Raw genomic sequence first — 14,803 nt, forward strand, 5'->3', positions numbered from 1 at the left:
GACGGCCCTCACACCCCGATGTAGCGGTGCCACAGCGCCGGGTCGGCCCCGAGCTGCTGCGAATCGCCCTGCCAGACCACCCGGCCGCGCTCGATGATGGTGTGGCGGTCGGCCAGGCGCATCAGACGCTGCACGTATTTGTCGATCACGAGGATGGTCTGCCCCTGGTCACGCAGGGCGGCCAGGCAGCGCCAGATCTCCTCGCGGATCAGTGGGGCCAGGCCCTCGGTGGCTTCGTCGAGCACCAGCAGGCGCGGGTTGGTCATCAAGGCCCGGCCGATGGCCAGCATCTGTTGCTCGCCACCGGAGAGTTGGTTGCCCATGTTGGCGGCACGCTCCTTCAAGCGGGGAAAGAGGGTGTAGACGCGCTCGAGCGTCCACGGGTCCTTCGCGGCGCAGCGGTTGGCCGCAAACGCCAGCAAGTTCTCCTGCACCGTGAGGTTGGGAAAGATCTGCCGGCCCTCGGGCACCACGGCCAGGCCCATGCGCGCGATGCGGTCGGGGTCGCGGCCGTCGATGCGCTCGCCGAGGAAGCGCACCTCCCCCCCTTTTGCACGCACCAGGCCCAGGATCGACCGCACCGTGGTGGTCTTGCCCATGCCGTTGCGGCCCAGCAGCGTGGCCACCTCGCCGGCGGTCATGGACAGATCGATGCCGAAGAGCACCTGGCTGCTGCCGTAGGCGGTCTCCAGGCCGCGGACTTCCAGCAAAGCACTCATGTCCCGATCTCCTCGAGCTCGTCGCCCAGGTAGGCCCGCTTCACCTCGGGGTGCTCGCGGATGGCCTGCGGGCTGCCGCTGGCGATGATGCGACCCGACACCAGGGTGGAGATGCGGTCGGCCAGGCGGAAGACCGCGTCCATGTCGTGCTCCACGAGCAGCACGGTCAGCTCGCGGCGCAGGCTTTGCAGCAGGGCCACCATCTGCTCGGACTCCTCCGGTCCCATGCCGGCCATGGGCTCGTCCAGCAGCAGCAGCTTGGGCCGCGTAGCCACCGCCAGCCCCACCTCGAGCTGGCGCTGCTCGCCATGGGCCAGGGCCCCGGCCAGGGCGCCCAAGCGCGCCCCCAGCCCCACGCGCTGCGCGATGGCGGCAGCCTCCTCGTAACGGGCATGCTCCTCGCGGGCCCGCCGCCACAAGCGCAAGCTCGAGCCCTGCCGGGCCTGCACAGCCAGAGCCAGGTTGTCGAGCACGCTCAGGCGCCTGAAGATGCTGGTGATCTGGTAGGAACGCACCAGGCCGCGCAGCACACGTTCATGCATCGGCAGGTGCGTGATGTCCTGGCCATCGAAGACGATCCGGCCGGCATCGGGCGCCAGCGCGCCCGAGATCTGGTGGATCAGCGTGGTCTTGCCGGCCCCGTTGGGGCCGATCAACGCATGCACCTCGCCGGGCAGCACCTCCAGGCTGGCCTGATCGGTCGCCGTCAGGCCGCCGAAGCGCTTGATCAGGCCCTTGAGTTCGAGCAGCGCCGGTGCGCTCATCGCGACTCCTTCGTGAACAGACCCATCAGGCCCCGCGGAGCCACCAGCACCACGAGCAACAACACCGCCCCAACGCCGAACTGCCAATGGATGGTGTAGCCCAGCGCGATCTCCTCCAGCAGCAGGAAGACCACGGCACCGACGAAGCCGCCGTACAGATGGCCCACCCCACCGAGGATGACCATGATCATCAGCGCCCCGGACTGCTGCCAGCTCATCAGCGCCGGGCTGACGATGCCGCTCTGGTTGGCCATCAGCGCCCCGGCCAAGCCGGCGATGGCCCCGGCCAGCGCGAAGGCGACGAGCTTGTAGCGGTACACAGCAAAGCCGATGGCCGCCATACGAGTCTCGTTCTCGCGCTGGGCCTGCAGCACATGACCGAAACGGGCATTGAGCACTCGCCAGATGAAGAGAAAGCAGGCAGCGAAAAGGGCAAGCACCACGTAGTAGAAGTGCAGGTCGTCGCGCAGGTTCAGTCCCAGGCCCAGCTCGGAGCGCTGCGGCAGCGGCAGGCCGTCCTCGCCGCCGTAGTCGCGCAGCGAGATCATCACGTAGAAGAGCATCTGCGCAAAGGCCAGCGTGATCATGATGAAGTACACGCCGCGCGTGCGCAGACTGATCGCCCCGATCACCAGGGCGAACAGGCCGCCCATCACGGTCGCCAAGGGCCAGGTCACCCAGCCCGAGACCACGCCGTGAACCATCGCAATGCCCACGGTGTAGGCGCCGATGCCCACGAAGGCGGCGTGGCCGAAGCTCACCATGCCGCCGAAGCCGAGGATGAGGTTGAGGCTGGTCGCGGCCAGGGCCAGGATGAGGATGCGGCTGCCCAGGCTGATGTAGAAGGCTTCGTCCAGGGCCTGGGCGACCAGCGGAAACGCCACAAGCACCGCCAGCAGCGGCAGGGCCCAGCGCAGGTGCAGCGGATGGTCGAGCAGCCCCGCGGGCGGCATCGGCGGCACGCTGCGGGAGGGGGGCTGGCTCGCCAGCGGCGCGGTGGTCGTGGTGCCTTGCATCGGTTCGCTCATGGTGTCTTCAGCCTCGCGCCGGGAACAGCCCTTCGGGCTTCCAGAACAGCACCACGGCCATCAGGACGTAGATCAGGATGGAGGCCAGCGCCGGGCCCACGCCGGAGGCCACAGCCGGCCCCAGCAGACCGCCCAGGGCCACAGGCACAAAGGTGCGGCCCACGGTGTCGACCACGCCCACGAGCAGCGAGCCCATCAGCGCGCCGCGCACCGAGCCGATGCCGCCGATCACGATGACCACGAAGGCCAGGATGAGGATGTTCTCGCCCATGCCCACCTGCACGGCCACCAGCGGCCCCAGCAGCCCCCCGGCCACCGCGCACAGCGCCGCGCCGACCCCGAAGACCGCCGTGAAGAGCTTGCGCACGTCCGAGCCCATGGCCAGCGCCATCTCGCGGTTGGAGGCGCCGGCACGCACCTGCATGCCCACCCGCGTGCGGGTGATGAGCAGGAACAGGCCCAGGGCGACGGCCAGCCCCACGCCGATGATGAGCAGGCGGTAGGCCGGGTAGTAGAAGCCGTCCCACAGCTCGACCGGACCGGCCAGCGCCGCCGGCGGGTTCAGCAGGATGGGCTGGGGCCCCCAGATCATGCGCACGGCCTCGTTGCACATGAGCAGGATCGCGAAGGTGCCCAGCACCTGGGAGAGGTGGTCGCGCTGGTACAGGCGCCGCAGGATGCTGAACTCCAGGGCCATGCCGAAGATCGCCGTGCCGACAATGCCCGCGGCCAGCCCCGCGGCAAAGGACCCCGACGCCTGGGCCACGGCCGCGGTGAGGTAGGCCCCCACCATGTAGAGCGAGCCATGGGCCAGGTTGATCATGTCCATGATGCCGAAGACCAGGGTCAGCCCGGCCGCCAGCAGGAAGAGCATGAGTCCGAACTGCAAGCCGTTGAGGGCCTGCTCGAGGATGAGCGTCAGGGTCACGGTCGCGCCTTCGCTTTACTTCATCTTGCAGGCGCCCACGTAGGCGTCGGCGTGGTTCTTGAACACCGTGCCCAGGGTGCGGTTGGTGATGCGGCCCTGGGAGTCCTTGTGCACGATGCGCAGGTAGTAGTCCTGGATGGGGTACTGGTTAGTGTTGAACTTGAAGGCACCGCGCACCGACTTGAAGTTGGCCGCCTGCAGAGCCTTGCGCAGCGCGGCCTTGTCCTCGATTCGGCCCTTCACGTCACGCACGGCGGCATCGATGAGCATGGCCGCGTCGTAGCCCTGCGAGGCATAGAGCGAAGGCAGGCGGCCGTACTCCTTCTGGAAGTCGGCCACGAAGCGCTTGTTCTGCGGGTTGTCCAGGTCGTGGGCCCACTGCGAGGTGTTGAACATGCCGAGCATGGGCTCGCCCACCGCGCGGATCACGTCCTCGTCGGCCGAGAAACCCGGGCCGAACAGGGTGGTGTCCTTGGACATGCCCGAAGCCACGTACTGCTTGATGAAGTTGATGCCCATGCCGCCGGGCAGGAAGATGTACATCGCATCCGGCCGGGCGGCGCGCACCTGCGCCAGTTCGGCCGCGTAGTCGAGCTGGCCCAGACGGGTGTAGATCTCAGAGACCACCTCGCCGCCCTGGTAGAAGCGCTTGAAACCCGTCAGAGCGTCCTTGCCGGCCGGATAGTTGGGTGCCAGCAAGGCCACACGCTTGAAGCCCTTGTCGGCCACCGTCTTGCCCACGGCCTCGTGCAGGTTGTCGTTCTGCCAGGCCACGTTGAAGAAGTAGGGATTGCACTGCTCGCCGGCATACTGCGAAGGGCCGGCGTTGGCGCTGATGTAGAAGGTCTGGTTGTCGAAGATGGGCTGACCCACGGCCAGCATCACGTTGGAGAACACCACGCCGGTCATGAAGTCCACGCGGTCGCGCTTGAGCAGGCGCTCGGTGGTTTGCTTGGCCGCGTCGGGGCTTTGCTGGTCGTCAGCGACGATCACCTCGGCCGGCAGCCCGCCCAGCTTGCCGCCGGTGTGCTTGAGCGCGAGGTTGAACCCGTCGCGGATGTCGATGCCCAGGCCCGCGCCCGGCCCGGACAAGGTGCTGAGAAAACCGATCTTCACCTTGTCGGCCGCCAAGGCGGGGTTGGCCAGCGCGCAAGCCGTCAGCGCAGCGCACACCAGGGTTCGGGGAATCAGGCGCATGGAACGTTCTCCTTGGTTGAGGGATCAGGCCGCCGAGCATGCCCGAGCCGGGCCGTCCAGGGTGAGCGGGTTCATACCGAGCGCAGCTTGAAGCGTTGCAGCTTGCCCGTCTCGGTCCGCGGCAACTGGGTACGGAACTCGATTGCACGCGGATACTTGTAAGGGGCCACGGTGCGCTTGGCAAAGTCCTGCAGTTCGCGCACCATCGCCTCATCCGGCGCATGGCCCTCGCGCAGCACCACGAAGGCCTTGACGATCTGGCCGCGCTGCTCGTCGGGTACGCCGATCACGCCGCATTCGGCCACGGCCGGATGCTGCAGCAGGCAGTCCTCCACCTCGACGGCGGCGATGTTGTAGCCGGCCGAGACGATCAGGTCGTCGGTGCGCGACTGGTAGTGGAAATAGCCGTCCTCATCGACGATGTAGGCATCGCCGGTGAGGTTCCAGCCCTGCTGAACGTACTGGCGCTGGCGCTCGTCGGCCAGGTAGCGGCAACCCGTGGGGCCCTTGACCGCCAGACGGCCCACGGTGCCGGCAGGCACCGGGCGGCCTTCGTCGTCGAGCACGCAGGCACGGTAGCCGGGCACCACGGTGCCGGTGGCCCCGGGGCGGGCATGCGCCTCGTCGGCCGAGATGAAGATGTGCAGCATCTCGGTGGCGCCGATGCCGTCGATCATCTCGATGCCGGTGTGTTCCTTCCACAGCGCCCGGGTGGCCGCCGGCAGGGCCTCCCCAGCCGAGACGCATTTGCGCAGGCTGCCGCCGCGGGGGGCACCGATGCGCAGCTCGCCAGCCTGCGCCGCCATCGCGCGGTAGGAGGTGGGCGCCGTAAAGAGCACGGTCGCGCGAAAACGCGGGATCGCCTCCAGCAGCATCGGCGGGCCGGCCTTTTCCAGCAGCACCGTGGAAGCCCCGATGCTCATCGGGAAGAGCAGCAGACCGCCCAGCCCGAAGGTGAAGGCCAGGGGCGGGCTGCCGATGAAGATGTCGTCGGCCTGGGCCTTGAGCACATGGCGCGGCCAGCAAGCACAGATGGCCATCACGTCGCGGTGGAAGTGCATCGTGCCCTTGGGCACGCCGGTGGTGCCCGAGGTGAAGGCGATCAGGCAGGTGTCGTCCGCGGCGGTGTCGACGTTGTCGAAGAACGGCGATTGACGCGCCATCGCGGCCTCCAGGCCCTGGGACGAATCGTCATGGAAGTAGCGGATCTCGCGCAGCACCGGATGCTGAGCCACCGCCAGCTTCAGCTCCTCGGCCAGTGAGGCGTCGCACAGCGCGTGGCTGACCTGGGCCTTGTCGATGATCTGACCGAGCTCCTTGGCGCGCAACAGCGGCATGGTGGCCACGGCGATGCCGCCGGCCTTCATCACCGCGAACCAGCAGGCGGCCATCATCGGGTTGTTGGGCGCACGCAGCAGCACCCGGTTGCCCGGCACCAGGCCCATGTCCTTCACCAGCACGTGCGCGATGCGGTTGGCCCGCTCCTGCAGATCGGCATAGGTCCAGCGTAACCCGCCAGGGGCCTGCAGGCACAAGCGCCCGCCCTGGCCTTGAGCCACCCAGCGGTCCAGCAGTTCGGTGGCGCAGTTCAGCCGCTGCGGGAAATGCAGTTCGGGCAGCTCAAAGAGAAACTCGGGCTGCCACTGCGGCGGCGGCAGGTGGTCGCGGGCGAAGGTGTCCACATGCGAGGTCCTCGTCGTCATGGCTGCCCCCTTTCCTTCACGTCCTTGAGCAGTTCGCGGGCGATGATGAGCTGCTGCACCTCGGTGGCGCCCTCGTAGATGCGCAGGGCACGGATCTCCCGGTACAAGCGCTCGACCGGCATCTCACTGACCACGCCAAGCCCTCCGAAGATCTGCACGGCCGCGTCGATGACGCTCTGCGCCCCCTCGGTGGCGCACATCTTGGCCATCGCCGCCTCGCGCGTGACGCTGCGGCCCTGGTCGCGCTGCCAGGCCGCCCGGTAGGTGAGCAGGGCTGCACTGTCCACCGTGGCGGCCATCTGGGCCAGCTTGGCCTGGGTGAGCTGGAAGTCGGCCAGGTGCTGGCCAAACAGGCGGCGGGTGGTGGCGCGCTGCAAGGCCTCGTCCAGTGCGCGGCGGGCAAAGCCCAGCGCCGCCGCGGCCACCGAGGTGCGGAAGACGTCGAGCGTGCGCATCGCCAGCTTGAAGCCCTCGCCGGCCGGGCCGATGCGGTGGGCCGACGGCACCCGGCATCCGGTGAATCGAAGCCGGGCCAATGGGTGGGGCGCGATCACATCGATGCGCTCGGCGATCTCGAAACCCGGCGTGCCGGCCTCGACGATGAAGGCCGAGATTCCCCGCGCTGCGGGCGCCTCGCCCGTGCGCGCGAACACCACATAGAAGTCGGCGATGCCGCCATTGGAGATCCAGGTCTTCTCGCCGTCGAGGACGTAGTCGCCGCCCTCTTGCCGCGCGGCGCAGGCCATCGCCGCCACATCCGAGCCGGCCTCGGGTTCGGACAAGGCAAAGGCCGCGATGGCCTCGCCGCGTGCCACACGCGGCAGCCAGGCAGCGCGCTGCTCGGGGCTGCCGCCCAGGCTGATCGCCCCGGAGCCCAGGCCTTGCATCGCAAACGCAAAGTCGGCCAGACCCGAATGACGCGCCAGGGTCTCGCGGATCAGGCAGATCGCGCGGGTGTCGATGGCTTCGCCCGCGCCGCCGTGGGCGGTGCCGGCCACCGCATGGCGCAGCCAGCCGCCTTGCCCCAGCGAGCGCACCAGGACGCGACAGGCCGCATCGACGTCGTGACCGTGGGCCTGTGGCACGTGTTCGCGCGCCCAGGCCTCGAGCGCCCTTGCCAGCTCCCGGTGATGCGGCTCGAAGAAGGGCCAGTCCAGGTAGGCGGTATCGGCCATCTCAGTTCCCCTGGAACACCGGACGCTGCTTGGCCACGAAGGCCTCGTAGGCGCGGCGGAAGTCCTCGGTGAGCATGCAGATCGCCTGGGCCTGAGCCTCGGCCTCGATGGCCTGGTCCACCCCCATGTTCCACTCCTGGTGCAGCATGGTCTTGGTGATGCCATTGGCAAAGCTCGGGCCGGCGGCGATCTCGCGGGCCCATTGCAAGGCCTCGTCCACCACGGCCTCGGGCGCGCACAGGCGGTTGAAGAAGCCCCATTGCAAGCCCTCCTCGCCGCCCATGGACCGGCCGGTGTAGAGCAGCTCGCTCGCACGCCCCTGACCGATGATGCGCGGCAACATCGCGCAGGCCCCCATGTCGCAGCCGGCCAGGCCCACGCGGTTGAAGAGGAAGGCCGTTTTGGTGCGAACGGTGCCCAGACGCAGGTCGCTGGCCATGGCCAGGATGGCCCCGGCGCCGGCACACACCCCGTCCACCGCCGCGACGATCGGCTGCGGACAGGCCCGCATCGCCTTGACGACATCGCCGGTCATGCGCGTGAACATCAACAGCTCGGGGGCCTTGAGCTGCACCAGCGCTCCGATGATCTCGTGCACGTCGCCGCCCGAGCAGAAATTGCCCCCCGCACCCGAGAGCACCACCGCCTTGACGTCCACCGCATGCTGCAGGGCACGGAAGAGGTCGCGCAGCTCGGCATAGGAATCGAAGGTGAGCGGGTTCTTGCGTTCCGGGCGGCTCAGGGTGATGTGGGCCACGCCGTTGTCGCACTGCCACAGGAAGTGGCGCGCAGCATAGCCCGAGAGTTCACGCCGGTTGCCGGCGGCCAGGGCCGGGTCCAGGCCGGTGGGGGTGGAAGGAGCGCTCATGCAACCTCGCTGGAGGGGGATGAAGACGGGGGTTCGGCCTGACGTGCGGCCATGTGCACGCGCAACTGGCCCAGCAGTTCGTACAGGGCTTTGCGGTCAGCCGCACGCAGGTCGGAGAAGAACTCGATGACCCAGGCCTCGTGTTCGGCGGCGATGCGCTCGAAGACCCGGCGGCCTTCGGCGGTGAGTCGCAGCAGGAAGGCGCGCCGGTCGTCGGGCGCAGGCTCACGCGCCACGAGCCCCTCTTTTTCCAGCTCGTCGGTCAGGCCGGTGATGCTGCCGCCGGTCACCATCAGGTAGCGTGACAGGGCATTCATGCGCAGGCCTTCCGGATGCCGGTGCAGTTGCGCCAAGTAGTCGAAGCGCGACAGCGTGATGCCAAAACGCGCGCGCAGGCGTTTGCGGATCTCGGTCTCGATCTGCGTGCTGCAGGCCAGCAGGCGCAGCCACAGCTTGAGCGCCATGTGGTCGTCCGAGGCCGCGCGGGCCTCCAGGCCGATGCTGTGTTCGTCCAGGCCGGGCACGAGACGGAGTCTGGAGCCGCGTTTCACATGACCTCCCCGCCGCTGACCGAGATCGCCTGCCCCGTCACCGCCGAGGCGGCCTCGCCGCACAACCAGGCCACGGCATCGGCCACCTCCTCGGGCTGCACCAGCCGGCCCTGGGGGTTGCCGGCCGCCAGCTCGGCACGCGCCTGGGCCGGGCTGCGTCCGGTCTTGGCGACGATGCCCTCGATGCTTTGGCGCAGCAGGTCGGTCTCGGTATAGCCCGGGCACACGGCATTGACCGTGACGCCCTTGCGGGCCAGCTCCAGCGCCAGCGCGCGCGTCAGGCCCACTACGCCGTGCTTGGCCGCGGTGTAGGCGGTGACGTAGGCGTAGCCGCGCAGACCGGCCGTGCTGGCGACGTTGACGATGCGCCCCCATCCGGCGTCCAGCAGATCGGGCAGCGCAGCGCGGGTGCACAGGTAGGTGCCGGTGAGGTTGACATCCAGCATGCGCTGCCACAGCCCCATGTCCGTCTTCGCCAACGGCGCGCTCTCGGCCTGGCCGGCGTTGTTGACGAGAATCGCCACCGGGCCCGACAGCTCGCGCGAGCGGGCAAAGGCCCGGGCCACCGATGTTTCGTCGGCCACGTCCACGGTCGCCACGGCATGGCCGTGGCCCGGCAGTTGCGCGCACAAGGCCTCCAAGGCTTGCGCCGTGCGGCCCATCAGCGTGAGGCGGTGGCCTTGCGCGGCCAGGCGGCGCGCAATGGCCGCGCCGATGCCTCGACCGGCACCGGTGACCACGGCATGTCGTGCGGTGACCATGCTCAGACCCCGAGGGCCCGGTTGGCCTGCTCGGCGGCGGCCAGGCTGCCCGACATCGCCCTCTCGCGCTCGAGGTTGCGCTCGAGCTGGCTCTTGGCCGACAGGTACTGCACCGGCCAGTCCACGTCGCCATAACCGAGTCGGGCGGCCTCCAGCAGCGTCCACGACGGGTTGGCCAGGTGCGGGCGCGCGATCGCGCACAGATCGGCCCGGCCCGCGGCGATGATGCTGTTGACCTGGTCGGCATCGGTGATGGCCCCGACCGCAATCGTGGCGATGCCCGCCTCGTTGCGCACGCGGTCGGCAAAAGGTGTCTGGTACATGCGGCCGTAGACCGGCTTCTGGTGGGGGCTGACCTGACCCGAGGAACAGTCGATCAGGTCGGCCCCGGCCGCCTTGAAGGCACGGCCGATGGCCACCGCGTCGTCCGGTGTGATGCCGCCCTCCACCCAGTCGTGCGCGGAGATGCGCACCGACATCGGGCGATCCTGTGGCCACACCTCGCGCAGCGCGGTGAACACCTCCAGCGGGTAGCGCAGCCGGTTGGCGAGGGATCCGCCGTAGTCATCGGTGCGCCTGTTGGTCAGCGGCGAGATGAAGCTCGACAGCAGATAACCGTGGGCGCAGTGCAGCTCCAGCCAGTCGAAACCGGCCTGCGCCGCACGCCGGGCCGCTGCCACGAAGTCCTCGCGCACGCGATCCATGTCCTGGCGGGTCATGGCACGCGGCACTGGCCCGTCGTCCAGATAGGGCACCGCCGAGGCGGAGATGAGCGGCCAGTTGCCCGAGCGCAGCGGCCGGTCGGCCCCCTCGTCCTGCCAGGGCGCGTTCGTGGAGCCCTTGGCACCCGCGTGGCCGAGCTGCATGCCGATCCTGGCCTCGGTGTGGGTATGCACGTAATCGACGATGCGCTTCCAGGCCTCGCGCTGGGCGTCGTTCCACAGGCCGGGACAGGCCGGGGTGATGCGCGCGTCGGGCGAGACGCAGGTCATCTCGGCAAACACCAGGGCGGCCCCGCCCATCGCCCGCGCCCCCAGGTGCACCAGGTGATAGTCGCCCGGCACGCCGTCGGTGGCGGAGTACTGCGCCATCGGCGAGACGACGACGCGGTTCTTCAGCGTCACCCCGCGCACCGTGAACGGCGTGAACATCGGCGGCACCGGCGCACGCACACCCTGGCGACGCACACCGGCGCGCTCGGCCAGCCAGTCCTCGAAGCGTTCCACATAGACCTTGTCGCGCAGGCGCAGGTTCTCATGGCTGATGCGCTGGCTGCGCGTCAGCAGCGAATAGGCGAACTGCTCGGGGGGCAGGTGCACATAGCGCGAGACGTTCTCGAACCACTCGGTGGAGTTGCGTGCGGCGTTCTGGATGCGCAGCACCTCGACGCTGCGCACCGCCTCGTAGTCGCGCAAGGCGGCGGCCAAGTCGCCCGGGCGGCGCCGGATGCTGCGCGTCAGCTCGATCGCGTCCTCCAGCGCCAGCTTGGTCCCCGAGCCGATCGAGAAGTGGGCCGTGTGGGCCGCATCGCCCATCAGCACCACCGGGGCGCGGCCGTTGTGATGCACCCAGGTCTTGCACACCACGCGCGGGAACTTGATCCACTGGGCCGAGCCGCGCAGGTGGGCGGCGTTGGACATCAGCTTGTGGCCGTCGAGGTACTTCGCAAAGAGCCGCTCGCAAAAGGCGATGGACTCCTCCTTCTCCATCTTGTCCAGACCCGCCTTGAGCCAGACCTCCTCGGGCGTCTCGACGATGAAGGTGGAGGTGTCGGTGTCGTAGCGGTAGGCATGTGCCTGAAACCAGCCGTGCTCGGTCTCCTCGAACGCGAAGGTGAACGCCTCGAAAAGCTTGTGCGTGCCCAGCCACACGAAGCGGCAGCGACGCACGTCGATGTCGGGCTGGAAGGTGGCCGCGTACTTGCTGCGGATGCGGCTGTTCAGGCCGTCGCTAGCGATGATCAGGTCGGCATCGGGGAAGTCCTCATCGCTGCCCACCTCGGTCTCGAACACCAGCTTCACCCCCAGGGCCTCACAGCGGGCCTGCAGGATGTTGAGCAGGCGCTTGCGCCCGATCCCGCAAAAGCCGTGACCGCCGGAACGGATCGTGCGCCCGCGGATGTGCACGTCGATGTCGTCCCAGTGATTGAAGGCATCGAGGATCTGCGAGGCCGTCTCGGGGTCGGCCTGCTGCAGATTGCCCAGCGTCTGGTCCGAGAACACCACGCCCCAGCCGAAGGTGTCGTAGGGACGGTTGCGCTCGACCACCGTGATGTCATGGGACGGGTCGGCGCGCTTCATCAGCAACGCGAAGTACAGGCCCGCCGGGCCGCCTCCGATGCACACGATCTTCATGCCCGTGATCTCAGGGGTTGGCGATGCAATTAATTTAGAACTCAAGTATTTGGAGGTCAAGCAATTCACTCCTGGGGCCAACCCCACCCGGGTTTCCACTGAGGCACCGCGGCCCTTCCGGGTGTCCCTGGGTTTGGGTCACAATTGACGTTTACGTCAACGTCACTTCACCCCTCACCCGCACAAGGAGCACATTCATGGACATCAAGGGCAAGGTCTTCATCGTCACGGGCGGCGCCTCGGGCCTGGGCGAAGGAGCGGCGCGCATGCTGTCGCGCGAGGGCGGCAAGGTCGTGATCGCCGATCTGCAAGCCGACAAGGGCGAGGCCGTGGCCCAGGACATTGGCGGCGTGTTCGTGAAATGCGACGTGGCCAGCGAGGACGATGGCAAGGCGGTGATCGCCCAGGCCGTCTCGCTGGGCAAGCTGGTGGGCCTGGTCAACTGCGCAGGCATTGCCCCGGCCGTCAAGACCGTCGGCAAGGACGGGGCACACCCGCTGGCGGTGTTCACCAAGACGATCACAGTCAACCTGATCGGCAGCTTCAACATGATCCGCCTGGCGGCCGAAGCCATGTGCAAGAACGAACCCGAGCCCACCGGCGAGCGCGGCGTGCTGATCTCCACCGCCTCGGTGGCCGCCTATGACGGCCAGATCGGCCAGGCAGCCTACGCCGCCTCCAAGGGGGGTGTGGTGGGCATGACGCTGCCGATCGCCCGCGACCTGGCGCGCAACGGCATCCGCAACATGACCATTGCCCCGGGCATCTTCGGCACGCCCATGCTGTTCGGCATGCCCAAGGAGGTGCAGGACGCCCTGGCCGCCAGCGTGCCCTTCCCCAGCCGCCTGGGCACCCCCGAAGACTACGCCAAGCTCGTGCACCAGATCATCACCAACGAGATGCTCAACGGCGAGGTGATCCGCCTGGACGGGGCCATCCGCCTGGCGCCGCGCTGAGCCCCGCGATGCGGTGCCGCGCGGCCATTGCCGCCTGGCTGGCCCTGCTGCTGGGCTGCGCGGCGGCGCCCGTACCGGACGTCGTCCGGCCCCACCAGCCCGAGGCGGCCACCGGCCTGAGCCAGCGCTCGGCCGTGCTCGTGCGCGAGCAGGCGGTGGCCGCGGCGCACCCGCTGGCCGCCGAGGCGGGCTGGCGCATGCTGCGCGCCGGCGGCACGGCCGTGGATGCCGCCATCGCGGCCCAACTGGTCCTCACCCTCGTCGAACCCCAGTCCAGCGGCATCGGCGGCGGCGCCTTCTTGCTGCACTGGGACGGCCGGCGGCTCGACGCCTGGGACGGCCGCGAGACCGCGCCGGCGGCCGCCGACGAACGCCTTTTCCTCGATGCCCAGGGCCGCCCCTTGCCCTTTCGCGAGGCCGTCGTCGGCGGCCTGTCGGTGGGCACGCCCGGCGTGATGCGCTTGTTGGAGGCCGCACACCGCGCGCACGGCCGCCTGCCCTGGGCCCAGCTCTTCGAACCCGCCATCGCGTGGGCCGACGAAGGTTTTCCGGTCGGCGTTCGCCTGCACGCCTTGCTGCGATCCGATGAATCCCTGCGGCGCGACCCGGCCGCCGCCGCGTATTTCTACGGTCCCGACGGTCAACCCCATCCCGTGGGCCACCGGCTGCGCAACCCGGCCTTGGCGGCCATCTTGCGCACGCTGGCCCGCGAGGGGGCCGACGCCTTCTACCGCGGCCCGATCGCGCGCAGCATCGTTGCCAAGGTGCGCAGCCACCCCACCCGGCCCGGGCGCCTGAGCGAAGCCGACCTTGCCGCCTACCAGCCGCGACGGCGCGAGGCGCTGTGCAGCCCGTGGCGCAGCTGGCGCCTGTGCGGCTTCCCCCCGCCCTCGTCCGGCCACCTGGCCATCGCCCAGATCCTGGGCCTGCTCGAGCACGCTGCCCCGCCCGGCCCGGCGCGGGTGGCGGGGCTGCCCGGCCCCGACTTCCTGCATGCCTACGCCGAAGCCTCCCGGCTGGCCTTCGCCGACCGTGCCCAGTACGTGGCCGACCCCGATTTCGTCGCGCCCCCGGCGGGCCACTGGCCCAGCCTGATTTCACCGGCCTATCTGGCCGAGCGCGCCCGGCTGATCGGCCCCCGCGCGATGCCGCGCGCCCTGCCCGGACGCCCCGGCGGTCAGCCCAGCGCCTGGGCGACTCAGCCTGAGGCGCCCGAGCGCGGCACCTCGCATCTGTCGGCCATCGATCGCGAGGGCCGCGCCGTGGCGCTGACCACGACGATCGAGGACGCCTTCGGTGCCCGGCTCCTCGTCGACGGCGGCACCGGTTTGCCCGGCGGCTTCCTGCTCAACAACCAGCTCACCGACTTCGCCTTCGTGCCCACCGATGCCGACGGCCGCCCCGTAGCCAACCGCGTCGAACCCGGCAAGCGTCCCCGCTCGTCGATGAGCCCCACCCTGGTCTTCGACCGCACCAGCGGCGAGCTCGTGCTCAACGTCGGCTCGCCGGGCGGTTCGCTGATCATCCATTACACCGCCAAGGCCCTGCTGGGCACCCTGGCCTGGGGCCTGGATGCGCAACAAGCCCTGGACCTGCCGAACTTCGGCACCACCGGCGGCCCGCTGCTGCTGGAGGAAGGACGCTTTCCCCCCGGCACGCTGGAGGCGCTGCGCCGGCGCGGGCACACGGTGCGCGAGGCGCCCATGACCAGCGGCGCCCAGGCCCTGCAGCGCCACCCCCGCGGCTGGCTGGGCAGCGCCGATCCGCGCCGCGAAGGCGCGGTGCGCGGCGAGTGAATC

At 69.4% G+C, this 14,803-nt stretch carries 13 protein-coding genes; 2 read left to right on the plus strand and 11 right to left on the minus strand.

Annotated features, from left to right (window positions below):
* Positions 1–8: 8 nt before the first annotated feature.
* The 11 genes from AC1ECW_RS14200 to AC1ECW_RS14250 all read right to left on the minus strand — a co-directional run bounded on the left by AC1ECW_RS14200 (position 9) and on the right by AC1ECW_RS14250 (position 12,048).
* Positions 9–719 carry an ABC transporter ATP-binding protein gene (locus tag AC1ECW_RS14200; protein ID WP_409706875.1) on the minus strand — a complete coding sequence of 237 codons (711 nt, stop codon included), beginning with the start codon at positions 717–719 and terminating at the stop codon, positions 9–11.
* A complete protein-coding gene (locus AC1ECW_RS14205; protein WP_481202088.1) occupies positions 716–1,483 on the minus strand; it encodes an ABC transporter ATP-binding protein in 768 nt (255 codons plus the stop codon). Before AC1ECW_RS14205 ends, AC1ECW_RS14200 begins: the two co-directional genes overlap by 4 nt.
* A complete protein-coding gene (locus tag AC1ECW_RS14210) occupies positions 1,480–2,436 on the minus strand; it encodes a branched-chain amino acid ABC transporter permease (RefSeq protein WP_481202110.1) in 957 nt (318 codons plus the stop codon). The genes AC1ECW_RS14205 and AC1ECW_RS14210 overlap by 4 nt, the downstream gene beginning before the upstream one ends.
* Before the next feature lie 82 nt (positions 2,437–2,518).
* Positions 2,519–3,439: a branched-chain amino acid ABC transporter permease gene (locus AC1ECW_RS14215; RefSeq protein WP_409706865.1), complete on the minus strand. Its 921-nt coding sequence runs from the start codon at positions 3,437–3,439 to the stop codon at positions 2,519–2,521.
* A 15-nt stretch (positions 3,440–3,454) separates the two neighbouring features.
* Positions 3,455–4,636, minus strand: coding sequence for an ABC transporter substrate-binding protein (locus AC1ECW_RS14220; protein ID WP_409706862.1), 1,182 nt, complete (start codon positions 4,634–4,636; stop codon positions 3,455–3,457).
* 71 nt (positions 4,637–4,707) lie between these two features.
* On the minus strand, positions 4,708–6,339 hold the full coding sequence (locus tag AC1ECW_RS14225) for an AMP-binding protein (RefSeq protein WP_481202089.1): 1,632 nt from the start codon (positions 6,337–6,339) through the stop codon (positions 4,708–4,710).
* On the minus strand, positions 6,336–7,514 hold the full coding sequence (locus AC1ECW_RS14230) for an acyl-CoA dehydrogenase family protein (RefSeq protein WP_409706856.1): 1,179 nt from the start codon (positions 7,512–7,514) through the stop codon (positions 6,336–6,338). The genes AC1ECW_RS14225 and AC1ECW_RS14230 overlap by 4 nt, the downstream gene beginning before the upstream one ends.
* A 1-nt stretch (position 7,515) precedes the next feature.
* Positions 7,516–8,382: an enoyl-CoA hydratase family protein gene (locus tag AC1ECW_RS14235; protein WP_481202090.1), complete on the minus strand. Its 867-nt coding sequence runs from the start codon at positions 8,380–8,382 to the stop codon at positions 7,516–7,518.
* Positions 8,379–8,933 (minus strand): MarR family winged helix-turn-helix transcriptional regulator, encoded by a 555-nt coding sequence (locus AC1ECW_RS14240; protein WP_409709530.1) that lies wholly within the window; start codon positions 8,931–8,933, stop codon positions 8,379–8,381. Before AC1ECW_RS14240 ends, AC1ECW_RS14235 begins: the two co-directional genes overlap by 4 nt.
* On the minus strand, positions 8,930–9,694 hold the full coding sequence (locus tag AC1ECW_RS14245; RefSeq protein WP_481202091.1) for an SDR family NAD(P)-dependent oxidoreductase: 765 nt from the start codon (positions 9,692–9,694) through the stop codon (positions 8,930–8,932). The genes AC1ECW_RS14240 and AC1ECW_RS14245 overlap by 4 nt, the downstream gene beginning before the upstream one ends.
* Positions 9,695–9,696: 2 nt before the next feature.
* Positions 9,697–12,048 (minus strand): bifunctional salicylyl-CoA 5-hydroxylase/oxidoreductase, encoded by a 2,352-nt coding sequence (locus AC1ECW_RS14250; protein WP_409709537.1) that lies wholly within the window; start codon positions 12,046–12,048, stop codon positions 9,697–9,699.
* Positions 12,049–12,245: 197 nt separating this feature from the next.
* Between AC1ECW_RS14250 and AC1ECW_RS14255 the strand changes: the two genes are divergently transcribed.
* Positions 12,246–13,004 carry a 3-hydroxyacyl-CoA dehydrogenase gene (locus AC1ECW_RS14255; protein ID WP_409709540.1) on the plus strand — a complete coding sequence of 253 codons (759 nt, stop codon included), beginning with the start codon at positions 12,246–12,248 and terminating at the stop codon, positions 13,002–13,004.
* Positions 13,005–13,012: 8 nt separating this feature from the next.
* Positions 13,013–14,800 (plus strand): gamma-glutamyltransferase family protein, encoded by a 1,788-nt coding sequence (locus tag AC1ECW_RS14260; protein WP_481202092.1) that lies wholly within the window; start codon positions 13,013–13,015, stop codon positions 14,798–14,800.
* The last annotated feature ends 3 nt before the right edge of the window (positions 14,801–14,803 follow it).

The organism is Caldimonas hydrothermalis, assembly GCF_056746695.1.